18 protein-coding genes and 1 tRNA gene are annotated in these 20,678 nt (G+C 54.5%); 6 read left to right on the forward strand and 13 right to left on the reverse strand.

Annotation, left to right across the window (positions count from 1 at the left end; all coding sequences use genetic code 11):
- Window position 1: 1 nt before the first annotated feature.
- A complete protein-coding gene (lipB, locus tag GKR98_17000) occupies window positions 2–658 on the reverse strand; it encodes a lipoyl(octanoyl) transferase LipB (protein ID QMU59726.1) in 657 nt (218 codons plus the stop codon).
- Window positions 651–1,463, reverse strand: coding sequence for a hypothetical protein (locus GKR98_17005; protein QMU59727.1), 813 nt, complete (start codon window positions 1,461–1,463; stop codon window positions 651–653). Before GKR98_17005 ends, lipB begins: the two co-directional genes overlap by 8 nt.
- 68 nt (window positions 1,464–1,531) lie before the next feature.
- Here GKR98_17005 and GKR98_17010 point away from each other — a divergent pair, with 68 nt between their 5' ends.
- The 3 genes from GKR98_17010 to GKR98_17020 all read left to right on the forward strand — a co-directional run bounded on the left by GKR98_17010 (window position 1,532) and on the right by GKR98_17020 (window position 3,068).
- Complete coding sequence (locus GKR98_17010) at window positions 1,532–2,020, forward strand: DUF2306 domain-containing protein (GenBank protein QMU60153.1); 489 nt, start codon at window positions 1,532–1,534, stop codon at window positions 2,018–2,020.
- 69 nt (window positions 2,021–2,089) lie between these two features.
- Window positions 2,090–2,176 (forward strand) — tRNA-Leu (locus tag GKR98_17015).
- A gap of 592 nt (window positions 2,177–2,768) precedes the next feature.
- On the forward strand, window positions 2,769–3,068 hold the full coding sequence (locus GKR98_17020; GenBank protein QMU59728.1) for a hypothetical protein: 300 nt from the start codon (window positions 2,769–2,771) through the stop codon (window positions 3,066–3,068).
- Window positions 3,069–3,177: 109 nt separating this feature from the next.
- Here GKR98_17020 and GKR98_17025 read toward each other — a convergent pair.
- Together GKR98_17025 and GKR98_17030 are read right to left on the reverse strand one after the other, a co-directional pair.
- A protein-coding gene (locus GKR98_17025; GenBank protein QMU59729.1) for an IS3 family transposase occupies window positions 3,178–4,529 on the reverse strand; the annotation gives its coding sequence in 2 pieces (ribosomal slippage) (window positions 3,178–4,191 and window positions 4,194–4,529; 1,350 coding nt in all).
- Between the two features lie 426 nt (window positions 4,530–4,955).
- Window positions 4,956–5,681, reverse strand: coding sequence for an alpha/beta hydrolase (locus tag GKR98_17030; GenBank protein ID QMU59730.1), 726 nt, complete (start codon window positions 5,679–5,681; stop codon window positions 4,956–4,958).
- Window positions 5,682–5,946: 265 nt separating this feature from the next.
- On the opposite strand from GKR98_17030, the gene mnmH reads away from it, so the two are divergent.
- Window positions 5,947–6,999 (forward strand): tRNA 2-selenouridine(34) synthase MnmH, encoded by a 1,053-nt coding sequence (gene mnmH / locus GKR98_17035; protein ID QMU59731.1) that lies wholly within the window; start codon window positions 5,947–5,949, stop codon window positions 6,997–6,999.
- Here mnmH and selD read toward each other — a convergent pair.
- The 5 genes from selD to GKR98_17060 form a co-directional block, all read right to left on the reverse strand.
- A complete protein-coding gene (selD, locus tag GKR98_17040) occupies window positions 6,983–9,142 on the reverse strand; it encodes a selenide, water dikinase SelD (protein ID QMU59732.1) in 2,160 nt (719 codons plus the stop codon). The genes mnmH and selD overlap by 17 nt on opposite strands.
- Before the next feature lie 73 nt (window positions 9,143–9,215).
- A complete protein-coding gene (locus GKR98_17045) occupies window positions 9,216–10,139 on the reverse strand; it encodes an iron ABC transporter permease (GenBank protein ID QMU60154.1) in 924 nt (307 codons plus the stop codon).
- Between the two features lie 109 nt (window positions 10,140–10,248).
- Complete coding sequence (locus GKR98_17050) at window positions 10,249–12,639, reverse strand: FtsX-like permease family protein (GenBank protein QMU59733.1); 2,391 nt, start codon at window positions 12,637–12,639, stop codon at window positions 10,249–10,251.
- Window positions 12,636–13,277, reverse strand: a complete 642-nt coding sequence (locus GKR98_17055; GenBank protein ID QMU59734.1) for an ATP-binding cassette domain-containing protein — start codon at window positions 13,275–13,277, stop codon at window positions 12,636–12,638. The genes GKR98_17050 and GKR98_17055 overlap by 4 nt, the downstream gene beginning before the upstream one ends.
- Window positions 13,278–13,316: 39 nt before the next feature.
- On the reverse strand, window positions 13,317–14,612 hold the full coding sequence (locus tag GKR98_17060; protein ID QMU59735.1) for a methylamine utilization protein MauG: 1,296 nt from the start codon (window positions 14,610–14,612) through the stop codon (window positions 13,317–13,319).
- 3 nt (window positions 14,613–14,615) lie between these two features.
- On the opposite strand from GKR98_17060, the gene GKR98_17065 reads away from it, so the two are divergent.
- Both GKR98_17065 and GKR98_17070 read left to right on the forward strand, forming a co-directional pair.
- On the forward strand, window positions 14,616–15,101 hold the full coding sequence (locus tag GKR98_17065; GenBank protein QMU59736.1) for a sel1 repeat family protein: 486 nt from the start codon (window positions 14,616–14,618) through the stop codon (window positions 15,099–15,101).
- Window positions 15,102–15,422: 321 nt separating this feature from the next.
- The gene (locus GKR98_17070) at window positions 15,423–16,655 is read left to right on the forward strand and encodes a DEAD/DEAH box helicase (GenBank protein QMU59737.1); all 1,233 of its coding nucleotides are present in this window, start codon (window positions 15,423–15,425) and stop codon (window positions 16,653–16,655) included.
- 251 nt (window positions 16,656–16,906) lie between these two features.
- On the opposite strand, the gene GKR98_17075 is transcribed toward GKR98_17070, so the two are convergent.
- From GKR98_17075 to GKR98_17090, 4 genes are all read right to left on the reverse strand, one after another.
- Complete coding sequence (locus GKR98_17075) at window positions 16,907–17,971, reverse strand: C4-dicarboxylate ABC transporter substrate-binding protein (GenBank protein QMU59738.1); 1,065 nt, start codon at window positions 17,969–17,971, stop codon at window positions 16,907–16,909.
- 39 nt (window positions 17,972–18,010) lie between these two features.
- On the reverse strand, window positions 18,011–19,504 hold the full coding sequence (locus tag GKR98_17080; GenBank protein ID QMU59739.1) for a TRAP transporter large permease subunit: 1,494 nt from the start codon (window positions 19,502–19,504) through the stop codon (window positions 18,011–18,013).
- Between the two features lies 1 nt (window position 19,505).
- A complete protein-coding gene (locus tag GKR98_17085) occupies window positions 19,506–20,099 on the reverse strand; it encodes a DUF2768 family protein (protein ID QMU59740.1) in 594 nt (197 codons plus the stop codon).
- 68 nt (window positions 20,100–20,167) lie between these two features.
- Window positions 20,168–20,662, reverse strand: coding sequence for a flavin reductase (locus GKR98_17090; GenBank protein ID QMU59741.1), 495 nt, complete (start codon window positions 20,660–20,662; stop codon window positions 20,168–20,170).
- Window positions 20,663–20,678 lie beyond the last annotated feature (16 nt).

Below are 20,678 nucleotides of genomic sequence, written 5' to 3' on the forward strand. Positions count from 1 at the left end.
ATTATTCCCCCGCCCCGAAAACCTCACTGAACGTCTTTTCCAATGCCACATCCACATCTTGCAGCGTCACTGGCAACCCTAGATCAACCAACGACGTCACGCCGTGATCGCTGATGCCGCATGGGACAATGCCGGTGAAGTGGTCGAGATCGGGTTCAACGTTGATTGAGATGCCGTGGAAGCTGACCCATTTGCGAAGGCGGATGCCGAGGGCGGCGATTTTGTCTTCCGGGGGTGTTCCGTCTGGCATGGCGGGCCTTTCCGGGCGGGTGACCCAGACGCCGACGCGGCCTTTGCGACGTTCGCCTGTCACGTTGAACTCGGACAGGGTGGCGATGATCCAGTCTTCCAGCTGGGCGACGAATTTGCGCACGTCCTGACCGCGGGCTGCGACATCTAGCATAACGTAGGCCACACGCTGACCGGGGCCGTGATAAGTGTATTGGCCGCCCCGGCGGGCTTCATAGACGGGAAAGCGGTCCGGATCTGTCAGGTCTGCGGGATTGGAACTGGTGCCAGCGGTATAGAGCGGGGGATGTTCCAGAAGCCAGATAAGCTCGGGAGCGGTACCGGCACGGATTTCCGCAGCGCGCGTTTCCATCAACGTCAGGGCCTCCTGATAGTCGATGAGACTGTCAGAGATCTTCCACTCAACCATTCTGGCTGCCCTTTTTCGGCAATAGCCCTGCTGCGGTGAGGTCTTTCAGATAAGTGCGGCTGACCGGCAGTTCGCGACCATCTTGCAGTGTAACGACCGCGCGTGCGCCATCGCGGCGGGCTACGGTCACGGCATGGGTGGCGATCCAATGGGATCGGTGAATTTGCATCCCGTCAGTTCCGGTTGTTTCGGCAATGGCGTCAGAGAGGCGCATCAAAATCAGACTTTCACCAGCAGTAGTTGTTACTTCGACATAGTGATCGCGTTGGGTCAGGGAAAGCAGCGGACCGCGTTTTTCCAGATCGAGACGTTGCAGAATAGGTGCCGGGCCTGCGGGGTCTGACGGCGCTTGTGCCCAGGTCATTGCAGCGGCGATGACGGTTGCGATGACGATGCAATTGAGCATGAGATAAAATGCATAATGCGCGACAAACGGGGAAAGTCCCATGGATATCCAGTTGAGCGCCAGGACAATCAATGTAACGGCGATGCCAATGACGAGGCCCGCAATCGCGATGCGGATTGGTTTGTTGACCCTCTTCATGGCGCGTGTTGACAGAACAAGATCCGCAACCATTCCACCGGAAAAGAACGTCGTGACGACGATCAAACCCCAATAGGTGAGGCGCTCAAGTAAAGGCATGACGTCGATAGTGTCGAAAGGGCCGGACAACCCGAGGATCACCGTGGCTGCCCCAAGACCTGCCCAGACCTTTTTAGAACGCATCAGAGCCGTCATTTCACGAAGCGCGAATTTGATCGGGATATCGTTCACGACTGGCACACCATCACTTACGAAGTTCACGTTGCAGGGCCCGATCGTTGGCGGGCAAGGCTTGAGACGTGTTAAACGATGACTTGGCCGAGGCCCATATGTTTCTTGAACCTCTTATTGTTGCGCCTGTGCAGGTGCAGGTTCATCTGATCGCTGCAATCATTGCGCTGACTTTGGGGCCGATTAATCTTTATCGGCGCTCTCGTGATATTGCCCATAAGGTCTTGGGCTATATTTGGGTTGGCGCGGTAGCGGTGACGGCGCTGAGTTCGTTTCTGATTTCGGGCATTGGCATTATTGGGCCTTTTTCGCCCATTCACATTTTGTCGCTTTGGGCTTTGTGGGGGATGTGGCAGGGCGTTAGCCACATCCGGGCAGGGCGCATTCATGCCCATTCTGCGACCATGCGCGCCATATACTGGTGGGCGTTCGGAGTTGCCGGATTATTGACCCTTTTGCCCGGGCGACGGATCAACGGGATGCTGTTTGGAGAGCGGGAAGTCGTAGGTTTATTTGTGATCGCGATTGGACTGGCCGCCCTTGGGTTAAGAGCGGTTAGTAGTTGGCGAAGCGGTCGTCAAAGTTAACATCGGCACATTTGCCTCTTCACAAGACGCGCGACCCCGGCTAAGAGACGCGGCACCAAGCCTAGACGTGCGGTCGTGGCGGAATTGGTAGACGCGCAGCGTTGAGGTCGCTGTGGGGTAACACCCGTGGAAGTTCGAGTCTTCTCGACCGCACCAAAATCTTGTCAACGCGAGGAGTAATCAGTCACACTTCTCTGTTTCAGAACGTATCACGGCAATCGATGAAAATCGATTGGGTGTGGCCGCGACTATGGAATTGTGACCAGGCCTGGGTTCGCTTTGAGCAGACGATGGGCGCATTTGCATCAGGATTGTTTTCGCGGAAATGGGATTCTATTCGATTGTCAGTCAGGGGCGTTGCGTTCAAATAGTTGGTGCAGATTTCGGTGCCAAATTAAAGCGCAACGGCACACAGTAATACGAGTGCGTTTACTTCGACATAGTGTCGTCAGTTCCAAAAGCCGAACTAGGTTTGCTCGACAGGCGGTTGTCGCCTTTCCGAAATTTCCATTGACCTTCGGGAGTAAATCCGTGAACCGAATGCCGATGGCGCGACAATATAGAAGTCTAACGAATTCGCCGGAAAGTCATCCCGCAACATAGTGGGCGTAGTGTTGCAACTGTCCGCACCGCGCACGCAGTGAAATCGGACATTTGCGCAACTGGACCTAACATTTTCGATGCACTAGTGTCGAAAATCAAATTCGCCCGAAATTCATGAATAGCAAGGCGAACATTAATTCGGGGGATGAACATGGCCATAACTTCATTGGACAGCTTGCGATCGCATTTACAGTGGGCGATCGAGTTGGAGCATGCCACTTTGGCACCATATCTGACGGCCTTGTATTCCATCAAGGATGGCACAAACGTTGAATCCGCCGAAGTTATCAAAAGCGTATTTCTGGAAGAGATGCTGCACATGGCTCTGGCAGCCAATATTTTAAATGCCGTCGGCGGAACGCCCAAGTTTGACTATGATGGTTTCATCCCGACATTTCCCACACCGCTGCCCCTGTCTGAAGTCAGCGCCTATGGGTCCAATTAGGTTAATTTGATAAGAGAGAGTTGTTGGCTCATCGTGGTCCGTCGTCAGGGTTTTGGGAACCAAGAGTTGCTTAAACAAGTAAAGAGTTTGGCTCGTCTGGTTGATGTTATTATGCGGCGCGCTGTCTGTGATGCAAGCGCCGCGCTTCGAGCGTCTTTCGTTTGATCCTTTCCCGTTGTCTTAGAATGGCTTTGTCACGCCCGAAGTAGACGTCGGCGGGTGTGACGTTGTTCAGGCTCTCGTGGTAGCGCTTGTGATTGTAGTGATCGACGAAGGCTTCGATCTGGGTTTCGAGGTCTCCCGGAAGGAAGTAGTTCTCCAATAGGATGCGGTTCTTCAGGGTTTGATGCCACCTCTCGATCTTGCCCTGTGTCTGGGGATGATATGGTGCGCCCCGAGAATGCTTCATGCCTTTGTCCTGCAGCCATTCAGCCAGATCGCCAGAGACGTAACTGGACCCGTTGTCGCTGAGGAGGCGGGGTTTGTGGATGACGTGAACCTGATCGCACCCTGATGCTTGTAGCGCCAAATCCAGGGTGTCCGTCACGTCCTCTGCCCGCATGTTCGTGCAGAGTTTCCACGAGATGATGTAGCGGCTGTAGTCGTCCAGGATTGTGCTGAGATAGAACCAGCCCCAGCCAAGCACTTTGAGATAGGTGAAGTCGGTTTGCCAAAGCTGGTTGATCGCAGTGGTCTTGTCTTTGAACTCGTTTGCCGCCTTGAGCACGATAAAGGCCGGGCTGGTGATCAGATCGTGGGCCTTCAGGGCCCGATAGACTGAAGATTCCGAGACGAAGTAGCGCTCCCGATCCGTGAACGTCACTGCCAGTTCGCGCGGCGACAGCTCCGTCTCCTGCAGCGCCAGCTTGACGACCTTGCGCCGGACTTCGTCGGGGATGCGGTTCCAGACATGTCTGGGCTTAGGCGCTTGATCCACAAGGCCAGCGTCGCCGCGCTGCCGATACCGATCATACCAACGGTAAAATGTGGTGCGGGGGATGCCCAGCTTTGCCAATGTTCGACGAGCAGACAAATGCGACCCCTCAACAAGCCGGATGATCTCCAACTTCTCAGATGCAGCATACCTCATTCTTGGTCGCCCCCACCGCCGGTCATGCTTTTTTTGAGAAGACGCAGTTCCAGTGTTTGCTCGGCAACGACCTCCTTCAGGTCTCGGGCTTCGCGGCGCAGGTCCTTGACTTCGTCGGTCGTAGCCGCACGCGCCGTATCTCCAGCAAGCCGCCGTTTGCCAGCTTCCATGAAGTCCTTGGACCATTTGTAGTAGATACCTTGAGATATTCCCTCACGACGGCACAACTCAGCAATGCTGTCTTCGCCACGCAAGCCATCCAGCACGATCCGGATCTTCTCTTCTGACGAATACTGTTTGCGCGTCGCCCGTTTGATCTCTTTGACGATCTTCTCGCCGGGGCTCCTGCGAGTTCCAGTTGTCTGTCTCATGTCCCACTCCTCAGTGGTTACGATGAGCCAACAACTCTCTCTTATCAAATTAACCTAATTGGACCCATAGGCGCTGACTTCAGACACCAACTACTCCGTCGGCATGTGTGAAGCCCTCACCCAATGAGTCCGATTTTCGCCTCGGCTTGAAGGGTGAAGCTAGTCGGGCTTCTGAGTGCCAGTCTGCGTTGGGCAAAAAGCCAAATGGCCCGTCACTTATTTCAAGTTGCCTGAATGCATCGAGTACCAGTCGCAGCATCCAGCCTTCGTTGAAAATTTCTGTTTGCGGAAACCGAGCCGTCTGAGGGTCCGCTCCGTCGACGAATATTTCCGCAAGTCTCTTGGGTAGTAATGGATTATGCAAAGTTCTTTCGCTTTCGTAGTTTTCAGATATGCAACTTCACACCAAAGCTGAAGTCAGACAGATTATTGAATTATCTCCTGAAACAGATCGATAATCCTAATTGACGGATCAAAGGCGCCTGTCTCTAAAAATTCCAGCGTCTGTCGAATTACCAACGGATCATTCATCATGAATGTATGTGTCACCGGAAGCACAATGTGATCCGCCAAACTACTTAGATGTGTGGACTCAACGGACACTTTTCCATCATCGGGGCCTTCAATTAGGTAAGAATAGACTGGATTCAAGGACTGATTGCCCGCAATCACGCCGACTTCGAAACGTGGTAATCCCAGTCGGTTCGGCGCGCTGTTGCTATCTGTTCCAAGCGCTAATCCAGCAGGCCCGTTCAGCCATCGAAATGGACCAAGATCGCCAAAAACATCCACCAGTTCTGAACCATGATTGGGCGGTCCGAGCATCACCGCGCGTCCCATGTTCTTTGGACGATTATCCTCAAGCCATGCTCGCAGAAGGATTCCACCCATAGAATGCGTGACGAAGTGAGTGCGCTCGTCGCCACAATCGGCAACTGCCGGGCCCACGGTTTCGGCAACCAGTTGTTCTAAGGGCAGCTTTGTCGAAGGATATCCCCGGTTTACTGTCGCAAAACCTTCTGCGTTCAGCGCGGCTTCCAATATCACCATGGATGTGGCACCGCGTGCGAGACCATGCATTAAGACGACACAGTCGGCGGCGGCGATCGCCGGACATCCGAAGGCGACCAAACAAACTGATGTCCGGCGCACTAATTTTCCGAGAAATTTGGCATTTAATGGCATCAAGGCTTTTGCGCGGACCACTAGATCGCAAATACTCAACATACTGTCTCTTCCTAAAGCTCTCCAACTCATAATCTGAACTGTGTCGAGCCACGGCATCCCAACAAACTTGGGTGCGCGCCAACGTGAGGTCAAGAAGGGACGTTGCGTCCCGTCTTCACGATTTGAACGATGGCGCCATTCTTGGCCGATGACCTTTGCAGGTTATGCAGGAAAGGCATAGCAAGGAACCATGCCATTTGCTCCAGCCAGTTTGACCGATCTTTTCAACGCAAAATTCGACACTGTCATCGATGTGCGTGCTCCAATTGAGTATTCAGAGGACTGCGTGCCCGGTGCGGTGAATATGCCGGTTCTTTCTGATGCAGAGCGGGTGGATGTCGGAACAATTTACAAACAGGAAAGTGCTTTCCGGGCGCGCAAATTAGGGGCAGCGCTGGTGGCGCGAAATGCAGCTTCGCACATTGAACGTCATATGGTCGACTTTGACGGAAGCTGGCAACCATTGGTTTATTGCTGGCGAGGCGGGCAACGATCCGGGTCATTTGCCACCATTCTTTCTCAGATAGGCTGGCGTGTCCAAACGTTGGAAGGTGGATATCGTACGTATCGCCGCCTAATTGTAGATGCGCTGTATGACAAGGAATTTCCTGCGCCGGTTATCCTGTTGGACGGAAACACGGGCACCGGAAAAACAGAGGTTTTGCGCCGAATTGGTAAACTCGGAATCCAGGTTTTGGATCTTGAGGGTATTGCTAATCATCGAGGATCAGTTTTGGGCCACCAAGGCCGTCAACCAAGTCAAAAAGCGTTTGAGACGAGATTGGCACATTGGATATGCGGTCTGGACGCCAAAAAACCGGTGATTATCGAAGCTGAATCCAGCCGAATTGGTCAGCTAAACATTCCACCTGAGATACTGAGGGCCATGAAAAGTGCTAGGCGCATTAGAATAGCTGCGCCGGTGGATGAGCGGGCCAAATACTTGGTTAAAGATTACTCGGATGCATTGGCGGATCGGTCAGCAGTTGCGGATCGCCTGGATGGGCTAACTGCATTGCGGGGGCGTGCGCTTGTCGAGACGTGGCAAAAAGGTGTAGTCACTGGTTCGTTTCGCGATGTTGCTAAGTCATTGATAGAGAACCATTATGATCCAAGTTACGCAAAAGCTCGTGGACGACATGAATATGCACCCATCAAAACTGTCACTGCAGAACATCTGGATGATGAGGGACTTAATCGGCTGGCTGAACAAGTGGCGGACACCGTCAATTCAGGCGAATAGGTGATGTCTGGCGTTCCAGCATTCGACCGATAACCACCAGTTCCGGGTTGTTTTTCAACAATTGTTCAAGATTTTCGGGTGGAACGGAGGCCAAAAAGCCGCCGGCTGTCTGCGGGTCAAACAAAAGCGAAACCGAAGAACTTTCGCCAAAATCAGTTGGAGCAGACCTACGGTTGGCCGAATAAAGTGTCGACCTGATGCCAGCAACCGCTAGTTCGCGTGCGCCCGGCATTATCGGCACATTCTCCACGTCTATTTCAGCCGTTATGCCAGAGGCTTCTGCCATCTGAGTGGCGTGGCCAGCCAATCCAAAGCCGGTCACATCCGTTAGTGCATTTGCGTTTTTGGCGACCACAGTGGCAACGGCGGCCTGAGAAGTCGCCATGACATTTAAGGCTTGAGCAACATCGACGCCGTTTGCTTGTAATTTCATTTCCGCCGACATCAAAGTTCCTGATCCAATCGCCCGTGACAAAACCAAAGCATCGCCGACTTTCGCTCCGGAAAGTGTTTTTGGAAGATTGTCGGATAATCCTGTAGCGGTAAAACCCACGAAAAGCTCTGTTCCCATCGTGGTGTGCCCGCCAACCAAAGCGGCACCAGTTTCTTGTGCTATGTCCTCGGCCGCAGCCACGCATTCGCGCAACCACTCTCTTTGCATGTGTTCGCTCATTCTAGGTAGGGTTATTTGGGCCAGAATTGTCTGTGGCGCTGCTCCCATCGCCAAGACGTCCGATACGGCATGAAGAGCGGCAATTCGAGTCATGACGTAGGGGTCATTCCAGAAGCTGCGAAGGTGGTCAGTCGTGATGACTTGATATGTGTCACCAATTCGAAGAACCGCTGCATCGTCGCCAGCGGACTGCAAGACGCTGTCATGCTCTGAGGTGTCGATTTTCTGAACGATTTCGTTAAGAATGTCAGCGCCGACTTTTGCGCCGCATCCGCCGCAAAGATGTCCGCCATCCAACACCTCTGACATACCTGAGGCTGTGGTAAATGGCACTGAATTCGGTTGCATTAAGGGCAAGTTTCCAAGCCTGTTCATGAACTTACGATCAATGCGATCTTTCCATTTCCAAACCCAAGCACCTGAAATAGATGCACCAAATTTGTCGCCCAATGCGACTTTTCCGCCTAAGGATATCAGCTTGAGGTAATGCGTCTGAGGTCTAAACCGCTTTGAAGGAGCATCGGACAATGCAGCGCGAAGATTATGGGTCAGAATCGACGCAGAACGCACAGCAAAGACACCTGCTTTGGGCCGAGGGCTTTGGGATAGATGTGCGCAATCGCCGACAGCAAATATGGAAGGGTCGTTCGTAGAACGCAGGTCAGAATCAACGTCGATGTAGCCATTGACCAGATGCAATCCGGTATCTTTCAGCCAATCGAATGGTCGAGCCCCGGCAGCTCCAACAGTAAAATCGGAGGCGATTTTTTGACCATCCTGTAGCAATATATGATTTGCAGTGATGGCTTTTGGCTGCTTGCCTTGGATGACCGTTACCTTAGCGGCGTCCAAGGCGCGTTTGAGGCGGCGTCGCGTTTGGTCTGTCAGTCCAGATAGTATCTTGCCGGTCTCGATCAGGGTTACGCCGCCGTTGTTTTTTTCTTTCAACGAATGAGCCATCGCCATGGCCAATTCGACGCCAGCGACTCCGCCCCCAATCACAGCAACGGCTCCGGGAGAGTTTGCACTCAGGAAACGCGTCCAACGCTGGGCGAATGGTCCTAAAGGTTTGGCCGCAATCGCGTGTTGGGTGAAGCCGTCAATCGTTGGCATGTCGGAAGTGATGCCGATATCGAATGAAGCGAAGTCATAGGCGACGTCTGGTCGATCGGTGACCTGAATGCGTTTGTTTAATCGGTCTAAGCCGGTGGCGGCACCGAAAATTATGCGAGCACCGGCAAAACGTGCCAGTTTGACCAGATCGATTTCCAGTTCGCTGCGCTGATAGTGCCCTGCAACAAAACCGGGAAGCATGCCAGTGTAAGGCGCTGTAGCGCCGGGATTAATTAGCGTCAGCCTGGCACCGGGCAGGGGGTTCATCCCCCATGCCCGCAGCAACACTGCATGGGCGTGGCCGCCGCCAATCAGCACAACCTCGCGGGTCAAAGGAAGGGGCGTCTGGTCCCTCATGTTGGATTGCTACCTTGCGAACCACTTGATCGCCAGTCGAGCGCGCGTTCACTCGCAATCAGTTGAATGGACATTATTCATAGCCTGTCATTTCAAGATACCCAACGCCGGAATGCGAGCCGTCAAAGCGAACCGGCCCTTCCCAGTAGGGCACACTCGTTGCCATCCAGCTATCAGGGTAAATTGCCTCTATGGTCGCATCGATTCCGTGTTGAGGAACAACCAGTTGAAATACCGTCGGAATTTCGCGCCCATCGATCACAGAAGTTGCGAGCGCTGATAGGCTTAATTCATTGGCAGTCAGACTCTGCGCTTCACCGTTTTTCGGCATCCAAGTTCCCGCCAAGAAATCGCCATCTATCCGATCTCGGAGGCGAAACGCCATTAGCTTGCCGCCGTCATTCATGTGAAGCGATATCCAATCCCAACCAACTTGGTCAGGTTCGAAAGGTCGTGATGACCACTCGTGGTCCATCCACCCGTTGCCCGAAACTTCCACGACTCCATTGGGTGTTTCCAGTTGACCTGTCACCATATAGTTTGGCTGGGAATAATAGTGACTTGCCGTTCCACTGCCCGACTTGACCGAGAATCCGTTTTCGGCGTGCAGGACTGGTGCCATGTTAGTGGTAAATCGCAAATCAAAAGCGAAATCAGCGCCTTGCGCGTGAATGGTAAGGTCATTTGATTGTTGTTCCGCGACAAGCCATTCGTCAATCTTGGCCTCAAACGGTTCGGCATTTACATCTGCGAGCCCCATGTCCCCGCGAGCCAATCGTTCGTCGAAGTAGTGTCCCGACGGGGACGCTAACGCAGCGTTTCCCATCCAAAGCTGATCATCCTTCAGCCCGCTAGGACGCCGTGCCATGCGAAACAATGTCCATTGAGCGCCATAAGTTATGGCATCAGTGTCTTGCAAGACGGCGGTAAAGTACCACCACTCGATCCTGAAATTTGGGTGCGCACCATGGTCTTTTGGAAACTCGAGAGCATACATCGGATCGGGATTTGGAAAGCCCTCAGCGTCTGATCCTAGGGCGGCAAAGCCTTGCGCCCATCCCGATGCAAGAGCCGCGGCTAGCGCGAGAAGGGCAAGAAGACCAGCTTTAACGCTCACTTGCGAAACTCCTGAGAAGATCGGATGGGGGGCGTTTGCTTAGACGTTGTGCCGGCCACAGGCATGCAAGAGCGGCGACCGTCATTGAAAGAATTCCTAGCCAAAGCCAGTCTAACGGGAACAAATGCATCGGCAGCCGCCAACCAAATGCCTCTACGTTAATCACTGCCAGCAAGACCCAGGCCAAAAACAATCCCAGAGGAATAGAAAGAACAAAGGTCAATCCGGCAAGAATCAGCGCGCGGATAACCTCGAGTTTGGAAAGGGCCTGCCGCGGTATTCCAATGGCCCAGACTGGGGCGAGCTGAGGAAGGCGCAAATTGGCGAGCGTCAACAGGCTGGTCAAAATTGCAAGTCCTGCGACGGCGAGTGTTAGAAAGTTTAGGGCTGCCGTGACTGCAAAAGTGCGCTCAAAGACCCTTAGCGAGAATGCTTTAACCGTAGACTGGTTTGCAATATTTCCTGGTGGGAGACCGAAATCTTCCTGGAGTCGTAATGTGATGTCATCCAGTTTGGAGGGGTCAACGCGAAGTCCGAAGTCAAGGCGTGACACGTCGGTGAAGCGCTTTACAAGAACCTTGGTCGGCAAAATAATCTGTGGCTTTGTGTTACCGTAGTCACTGTAGATGCCCAGGACTTTTGCTGTCAGGCCGCCGGGCATGGTCAGTTCGGCACCCAGTGAAAGAGCGTTGCTTCGTGCGAGTTGTTCGTTGATGAGCACGCCATTTCCAGATGCAATCTGTTCCCAAACGTCTGTTGTTGCGTTCAGCATCGGCCAGTTGTCGCGATAAGTTGCGTGGTCGATAACACCGTAGATTTCGGTATTGCGACCAAGGACGTTGGCTTCGGTTTGCCAGATAGGCAAAATTGCGTCGGTTAGTGGTGTCGCGAAGGTGTAAAAGGCGTCGATGTCTTCTTCGGATTCCAAAGTAACATAAAGTTCGCTGGCCAGTCGTTGATCAAGCCATCCGGTAAAGGTCAGGCGGAAGCTGCCAACCATTGTGCTGACCCCGATGTTGGTTGAAAGCGCCAGCAAGAGCGCCATCAACGCAAGGGAAAGACCGGGCAGTTGTTGACGCGTATCTGCCCAGAACCATTCGATTTTTGGAGATTGTGCTCTTTCTTCAGCGAGAGATAGGCATGCAGAAAGAACGAAAGGAAGTAACAGTGCGGCGCCAATTAAAACACCGGCCAGACCCGCAAATCCCGCCAACAGACCTTGGCCGAAAGCAAGAGCCAGAAAGCCGAATATCAGTAACATTCGCGCAGCGGAGTATTGAAATCGCATAGACTTCGACGTCGCGCGAAGCCAAGCTCGGGGCTGCGCCGCAGCGAGCGGTTTGATCCTGGAAACCCGTGTGAGGCTGGTCGCAGCAGCCGCGAGAGTTCCCAAGATGGCGATCGCAAATCCAGAAAGCCACCAAACTGGTGAAAGGGTTAGCGATCCTTCCAGGTTCGCGCCATAGAGCCCACGCAGTGTTGCCGCAACGTCCGGTAATAGCGCGGCGGCAATGCCATAGCCGATAGCGATCCCGATGGCCCCTGATACCGTTGATAGGGTTAATAACTCACAAACAAATAGCGCGACGAGTTTTCGGGCCGACACACCGATCGCGCGAAGTGTTCGGAATACCGGCCTGCGCTGTTCCACTGCCAGACCAATCGCACCGTTGACGATAAAAAGCCCGACCACGAAACTTAGCAGGCCGAATGCTGTTAGGTTCAAGTGAAAACTGTCAGTTAGTCGGCTAAGGTCATCGGCCGACTGCTGTGTCTGGAATTTCAGTTCGGGGGCAATATCGCCGAGCTGATCCTGACGTAAGGGCTGTTCGGGCAACACCGATAACCGATTGAAACCATCCTTGTTTAAAAGGGCCTGTGCCGTTCGGATGTCTGCGATTGCCAGCCCGGATCTTACGGAATCGGTAGGTGTTAACGAAACCGTCGTGTCGCCGATCCGGTCTGCTGTTGTGGGTGCGATGAGTATGCTGCCATCTAATAGAGCAGTGACACTTGCGAAATTGAATTCATGGTTAGAGCCGGATTGAGTGGGCGCGGTCAGGGGATCAATTCCCAACAGGCGCACTCGTCCGGTTGAACCTTCGAGCCAGCCTTCAATAAGTGGGCTTACGTTCCAACCGGAACGACGAAGGGTGGTGTAGGTTGCCACAGAAATCGGGCTACCATCGCGAGATACCAGGTTGATATTATGGGCAAAGCTCTTGGTTGCTTCGGCATAACTTTTGCGGGCTTCGGCATTGATGGCTTGCACACCGGACCAAAGCGCAGTCGCCAGGGCGAGGCCGGCAACAAGAGTGAACAACTGAAATGGATGTCGTTGCCAATGTGATAGATAGGTTGCCAAGACGGTGAAGGTCATGACTGAAAGCGCCCATGGGTCAAATGAAGTCGGCGATCTGCGCGCGCGGCTAATCGGCTGGAGTGAGTAACGATCAAAAGGCCTGCGCCTGTGTCGCGTGCCAGGGACAGCAACAGCTCGAAAACCGCATCACCGGTATTTTCATCAAGATTTCCCGTTGGTTCATCGGCGAGGATCAGCTTGGATTGAGCGGCGGCCGCACGCCCGATGGCGACGCGTTGCTGTTCGCCGCCCGATAGATCCTCGGGGTATTTGGCCAATTGGTCTGTCAGCCCGAGACGATCTGCCAGCTCATCAACGTCGGTCGTAAGTCCGTTGAGCCTTGCCTGAAATGTCAGGTTTTTTGCGACTGTCAGAGACGGTATCAGATTGAATTGTTGAAATATTATTCCAAATGAGGTCCGTCGCAGATTGGCGAGTTCACCATCATTGAGCTGATGGATTTCGGTGCCGTTGATGGTGACACTACCTTCATCCAATGGCTCAAGACCGGCAGCGATATGTAAAAAAGTGGATTTGCCTGATCCGGACTCTCCGGTCAGTGCGATAACTTCACCCGCTGACAAGGAAAGCGAAACATCGTCCAGGATGGTGATATTGCCGAAGCGTTTGGTGATCTGGCGCATATCAAGAAGCATGCGAACTAACCTAAACCGGATTGAAGCAAGGAACAGCGCCTAATCGACGCTAAGACCTGATGGCACGCTGGTAGGTCGGCCCAGTGGTCTGGTTTTGGCGGTTTTTCCGGTGAGTCTTTCCAAAAAGGATACCAGCGAGGCGACTTCCTGGTCCGAAAGCGAAACTGGTCTGATGTCCACATTGGCGCGCTGGCGCGCCATTTCGCGGCTGTCGGCCTGAATGATGAAGTCGACCCGTTCAAGCCAATCAGCGTTTGGAAGCTGGGCCTGATTTCTTGTCCACGCGTCCAAATTGCCCAATGGATCAAGGTGATGGCGCACAATGCCTTCCAGGGTCGGGTATGCGCCGTTGTGACCATAGGGTGCGGTTAACGCCACGTTTCGGAGCATCGGCGTGAGGAAACGATAGGCATCTTCCAGATGATCACTTTCCCCCATGCGACCGACATCGCGAGGTTGAAGGTCGAACCGACGGGTCTTGCCGGGGCCGAAAGCGGGCAGGGCAAGAGCGTGAAATCCCTGGTCGCTCATCAAAGGGCCGCTGTGGCATCGGGAGCAGCCTGCATCGCCGTAAAACAGCTTCATGCCCGCGATAGCCACGGGCGTCATTTCATCTGTGTTGCCAGCGAGATAGCGGTCAAATGGGCTGTCGAAATTTTGCCATTCTGTGCCCATAAAGGCGGCCAGCGCGTTTGCAATGTCGACGATTGTGACCTGTTCTGAAGACTCGATATGGTCGAATGCCTTGACGAACATTAGGCCATATTCGGGAATTGTGCGGACCCGTTTGGCAAGGATGGGCCAGGCGTTATCGATCCGGTCGTTAACCGCTCCGGAAATTTGGTTTTCTTCGGGGTCACCGGCCATTTCGAAGCGCGCCGTGACGGGGAAGAGGGCTTGGGCCGCCAGGATGGTTTCAAGACCTTGGGGCAACCATTCTTCTGCGGGCGAGTTGAAGCCGTTACCGTAGAGGTCGGATGTCTCCAGCCGGCCGTCATGAAACATGACGCTGATATCCTTGGCGCCAAGGTTCCAAAGGGCGGGGGCATTCCGGGGGATCCGCTTGCGAATGCGATCATGCTGACTTTCGGCAATACGTTTCGGACCAAGTCCTTCGCCGCCCTCGCCGATCCCAAGACTAAGGCCATCGGCGCCACCCAGATCATGATGGTGGCAGGTGCCGCACGAGATGTTACGATTGCCCGATAAGATCTTGTCATAGAACAGAAGTTGACCGATCTTTGCCTTTGCAGGGTCAAAGGCTATGAAGTCGTCGTTGGTTAGTGGACGCGGCAAATCGGCTGCTGTTGCGGGCAAGGCCAGACAAAGGGTCATGATATGAAACAAGCGATTCATTTGGCGATTGTGGCAGTCGCATTGGCGGTGGCAACCCCTGTTTGGGCCGAGATCGAAGAGGCCCGCGATTTGATGGAAGCGGGTCGGTTTGAGGAGGCGCGGATTGCACTATTGCCTGCAGCGCGGTCCGGGAACGCGGACGCTGAAGAACTGATTGGTGTGATGTATGCGCTTGGGCTTGGGGTGGAAAAGGACCCGGAGCGGGCGTTTGAGTGGTATTTACGGTCATCTTTGAAAGGTCATCCGGGGGCGCAATCGGGCCTGGGATGGTACTACGAGCTTGGCATTGGAATGCCGGCGCCGGATATGGTGCGTGCTTATCTTTGGTACGCGTTGAGTTCCATAGGGGGTGATCCGGATGCCGTTGATTCCCTTGAAGAAATTCAAAAGCGCATGACCAAGGAAGAGATTGATCGCGCCCATGTATTAGTCAACGATTACAAGCCGTGGATGTATCCGTTTCGGTGATGCCGCAGGCAACACACAGAGCGCAAATTATTCAATTTAATCAATCCAGTTGACTTGCCCGGCGTTAGGGCCCATGTGCCCGTCAAGCGATGCTTACTGCCGCGTGAGCAGTTTCGTCACCTGGGGTTCGCCCTTCGACGCAAGGCATCGGGAACGAATTGGCACCCACATCACGCAGGGGTCCGGCGCATCGACGACCAAAGGGCAATTCGGCCCCATTGATCAGCGCGATGTGCAACCAACTGCGATTGCCCGCCCGTTTGGGGTGCGGCAGCGATTCCTTTGGTGCGTTAACGCGTGCCCGAACAAGAATGAACGATTATGGATTTTGATATGCTGGGGCTTCAGCCCCGCCTTGTAGCGAAACTTGCTGAACAAGGTATTAAAGACCCGACCCCTATCCAGAAGAAAGCCATCCCGCATGCCATGAATGGCCGCGATGTGATGGGGCTGGCGCAAACCGGCACGGGCAAAACGGCGGCTTTCGGGCTGCCATTGATACACACATTAACTAAGCTTGGCGTGAAGCCCGAGGCGAAATGCGCCCACGGATTGATCCTTGCGCCGACGCGCGAGCTGGCCAAGCAAATCTCGGACAATATGCGCGCCTATACACAAGACACGCATCTGAAGGTGAACCTTGTAGTGGGCGGCGCGTCGATCAATCCCCAGATGCAGCGATTAGGTAAAGGTACCGACCTTCTGGTGGCGACACCGGGTCGGTTGATCGACCTGTTGGATCGCCGGGCTGTGCGCCTGAATCAGACTAAATTTCTGGTGCTGGATGAGGCTGACCAGATGCTGGACATGGGCTTTATTCATGCGCTGCGTCGGATTGCTCCGCTGTTGTCCAAAGATCGTCAGACGATGTTGTTTTCGGCCACTATGCCCAAGCAAATGGCAGAGCTTTCAACGGCTTATCTGACCAACCCGGTACGAGTTGAAGCGGCGCCTCCGGGCAAGCCAGCGGACAAAGTTTCCCAGGGACTGCACTATATTGCGCAGGCCGAGAAGACGGGTTTGTTGAAAGAATATCTGGATAAGCACCGCGAAGAACTGGCGCTGGTGTTTGCGCGAACCAAGCATGGTTCAGAGCGTTTGATGAAGTCGCTGGTTGCGGCTGGGTTTGCGGCAGGATCAATTCACGGCAACAAATCACAGGGTCAACGGGAGCGGGCGATCCGGCAGTTTAAGGATGGCGAATTGAAGGTTCTGGTGGCGACGGATGTGGCGGCGCGGGGGTTGGATATTCCCGGGGTTCGGCACGTTTATAACTATGATCTGCCAAATGTGCCGGACAATTATGTTCACCGGATTGGGCGCACGGCGCGGGCCGGTTTGAGCGGGCAGGCAGTGGCGTTTTGTTCGCCTGAGGAAGTGGGTGCGCTGCGCCAGATTGAGAAGACTATGGGCAAGGCGATACCGGTGATTGGGGGTCGCGCATGGGAGCCTGTTCGGGGGCAAAAGCCTGATAACAAAGGCAATAAAGGCAAGCCCGGCGGGCAGAGACGCCGCAACAGACCGCGGCGCAGCAAGCGCAAATCTGCAGCATAAAGACGTTTGAAGGCGGCCCGGTTTGGAGCCGCCTTTTTCTTAATTAGTGCTTGTCGTGTGGGCGAAAACCGGGGCGCGGAGTGCCTTCGGCGAGGATATTTATTGGGCCAATAATGACCGCTTGAGAAAGGTTTTGGCGCTGTCTGTATCGCGTCGGTATTACGTCGGTGGACCCGAACGGTTGGATAACGCCCTATTAAGAAAGGGCGCCCAGATTGGAGCGCCCTTACAAGGTCGATTTATGGGAGACCTTAGTTCAGGTCAGCTGCGCGCGACGCGTCGATGTCGGCTTCTACAGCTGCAACAGTGCCTGTGAGCGCATCAAAGATACGTCCGCCACCGTCAACGTTGCCTTTGAACCAGTCATAGACAGGTGCTGAGGCTTCTTTGAATGCGGCCTTTTCCGCAGGAGATGGCACATAGAGATCGCCACCACCTTCTTGGAAGTCCTGATAGGCCTGGATCGATTTACGCTTTGGCGAGGCAAAAGTCGCTTGCTGCAGCGCATAGAAACCGTCAGCAACGACGCGCTTCATGTCGTCTGGCATGGACGAGAACGACTCGTTGTTCATGAACCACAGAGCGCCCATGTAGGCGTGGCCGTCCAGCGTCACATATTGCAGGCCAGCATCAGGGAACTTCATGCCCATGATGTCGGTGATGCCGTTTTTGGAGCCTTCAACAACGCCAGTCTGGAACGAGGTGAACAGTTCGGGCCATGGGATCGGCGTTGGCGAAGCACCAAGGGCTTTCACCAGTTCCTGCGGAAGGTCAGCAACCACGGTGCGGATCTTCAGGCCTTCCATGTCGCCCGGGCTTGCCACCCGACGTTTGGTGTTGGCGAAGTTTCTCCAACCACCTGTGTTGCCGACTGTCATCAGGCGGATCATGCCGCCGGAGGCTTCCAGGGTCATGTCCTTCATGGTTTTCATGAAGTCTGTGCCGTTGGACAGGGCTGCTTCGGCGATGCGGTCGTCAGTCATCAGATACGGCAGGTCGAGAACCTGAACGAATGGGAAGATGCCGGAAGCGCCACCCGATGTTGAGATGTAAACGTCGATGTTGCCATCGGCGATGCCCTGCAGGCACTCAGCACCGTTCGAGCACAGCTGTGTGCCGATGAACAGTTCCACTTCGATCGCGCCGTTTGAGGCTTGTTCAACGTGGTTTTTGAAAACGATCAGACCGTCATAGTCTTCGTCGTTCTCGTTCGAGTTTGCCGTGGCGCGGAGTTTGAAGTCCGCAGCCTGAGCGGCCACGGCCGTTCCGGCAAGCAGCGTCGCTATCATCAGCGACTTGGTGATCCCTTTCAGCATATTTTTCTCCCTTTTGAATGGTGCTTTATGGGTTTCTAATTAGTTGACGAAGCCTGTAAGTCTAGGAACCGTCATCGAGATGGCCGGAATATAGGTGATCAGGAAGATCACCAGAACCTCGACCGCAAGGAATGGTAGGATGGCTTTGGCGATGGTTTGCACCTTTTCGCCAGAGACCGATGAGGCGACGAATAACACCAGTCCCATCGGCGGTGTCGCCAATCCGACGGTCAGGTTGACCGACATGATAATGGCGAAATGCACCGGATGCACCCCGAGATCGACGAAGATCGGCCCAAGAATTGGTCCCAGGATGATGATCGCCGGGCCAGCGTCCAGGAACATGCCGACAATGAACAACAGGATGTTGATCAGGAACAGCAGGATCAGTGGGTTTTCCGACAAGCCGAGGATGTAATCCGCCAGGATTTGGGGCGCGTAGCTGAGCGAGACCACGGTTTTGAACGCCATGGCACCGCCAACCAGCAGCAGGACGACTGCGGACGTCATAGCCGATCGGCTGAGGACGCCGGGGAGGTCTGAGAACTTCATTGTCTTTAGCACGAAGAACGCCACGAAGATCGCGTAGAAGACGGCAACGGCCGCGGCCTCGGTTGGGGTGAAGACGCCAAGAAGGATGCCGCCCAGGATCAGGATCGGCGTTTGCAGCGGAACGACCGCGCGCTTGGTCACCATGCGGAAATCGCTGTCAACGCGGGGGCGCATAGCCATCAAAAGCGCGTGCGCTGCACCGACGCTGACAAGGAAAGTGAGCCAGACGACAGCGGCGGAGGTTTCTTCGCCCGTAGCGATGCCGGTGGCATTGCGGAAGATTGCGAAGAAGACCCAGCCCATGTTCAGGCGCAGCAGCACGAATGACACCCAGTATTCGCGGGATGTCAGTTTCATGCCTTTCTTGACGATACGCTCGGCCTTCGGCAAATCGTATTTGTTGGCCAATAGGCGCACGACCAGCATCAGGCCGAGGCCGACCATGACGCCGGGCACGATACCTGCAAGGAACAGCGCCGCGACGCTTTCGCCCATGACATAGGCGTAGATGATCATGATGCCCGAGGGCGGGATAATCGGGCCGATGACAGAAGATGCAGCGGTGACCGCGGCGGCGAAACGACGTGTATAGCCTTGTTTCTCCATCGCCGGGATCAACATCGAACCCAGTGCCGATGTGTCGGCCACAGCGGACCCTGAAAGGCCTGCGAACAGCATGGAGGACAGAATGTTCACATGGGCGAGTCCGCCGCGCAGGTGGCCCATGAGGGCCTGGCTGAATTCAACAAGGCGTTCGGTGATACCGCCCTTGTTCATCAGTTCGCCTGCCAGCATGAAGAACGGGATCGCCATCAGCGGGAAGCTGTCCATGCCATTGTAAACGTTGCGGTAAAGGAGGGTGATGTCTTTCTCTTGGCCTGCCGCCCATAGCAAGATGCCGGGGGCTGCGAGCAGGCCGAAGAAGACCGGGAGTCCGATCATGAGGAAGATGAGGAAGACGGGGAGGAACCAAATCAGCATATCAATCCACCACCATTTCTTCTTCAGGAGGGACAATGTCCTTTAATTGATCTCCGCCACCCAGCATTGTGATCAGGGTGCGCAGGATCAACTCGATATTCACAATCAGCAGTAAGATGACGCCCATGAAGAAGGACATCATCATCCAGGACCGTGGGACACGGAACCATTCGCTGAAGTCTACAGATGTCGGCAGATAGAGAGAGGCGGTCGCGAACCTGCCACCAAAACCGGTGACCTCGCCCCAGCCAATGCTGACGGCCATGGCCAGGACGGCGCCAGAAATGATCAGGAGGATCAATGAAAGCGCTGCGCCGATCTTTTGGGGAAGGGCTTCGACCAGCATGTCGATAGCAACAAATCCACCGCGCCGGTAGGCTAGCGGTGCCATGAAGCCGGTCATCCAGAGCATCATGAAGCGGGCGGCTTCATCGGGCCAGGGCAGGGCGTTGTTCAGGGCGTAGCGAAAGAACACCTGGATCAGGATCGCCAGCACCATCAAAAAGATCGCGACAAGGGATATCCATCGTCCGACTTTCAGAACGATGTCGTTCCAAAGTTGAAAGGGCGTTAATAGCCCCATTAGCAGCGACATTGCGCTTATCCTCCCCTTCGTGACCCATTGTTATCTTTTTTGCGGGTCAGCCAAATTAGTCTTTCGTCTTACGTTTGGTCTGTAAAGCGTCCGTATGATCCTTTTGAGAAAATCAGCGGGTCGCCGAGTTGTGTGGCTGCGTTGGTAACGCGGCCAACGATAATGGCATGATCGCCGCCGTCGTGGATGGCGTGACGTGTGCATTCAAAGCGTGCGATGCAGTTGTTCAGAAGCGGAACACCGGATGCGTTTTCTTCCCAATCCGCTTTGGAGAAATCCCACCCGTCGCGGGCGAAACCGGAGCAAAGCTCGAATTGATCGCAGGACATGATGTGGATGGCGTAGTCGTTGGCGGCCTCGAATGCGGCGAAGCGCTTGGAAGCCCGGGCCGGGGACCAGATGACCAGAGGCGGGTCCAATGACAGAGAGGCAAAGCTGTTGGCGGTGATGCCAAGGGGGCCTTCGGTGGATTTACAGGTTACAACTGTGACGCCCGTGGCAAAACTTCCCAGCGCATCGCGGAATGCGCGCGACGTGTCGGGGCCCGGCGTGAATTGCAACATGTTGGTAAATCCTCCG

Source organism: Boseongicola sp. (assembly GCA_014075275.1).
Taxonomy (GTDB): Bacteria; Pseudomonadota; Alphaproteobacteria; order Rhodobacterales; family Rhodobacteraceae.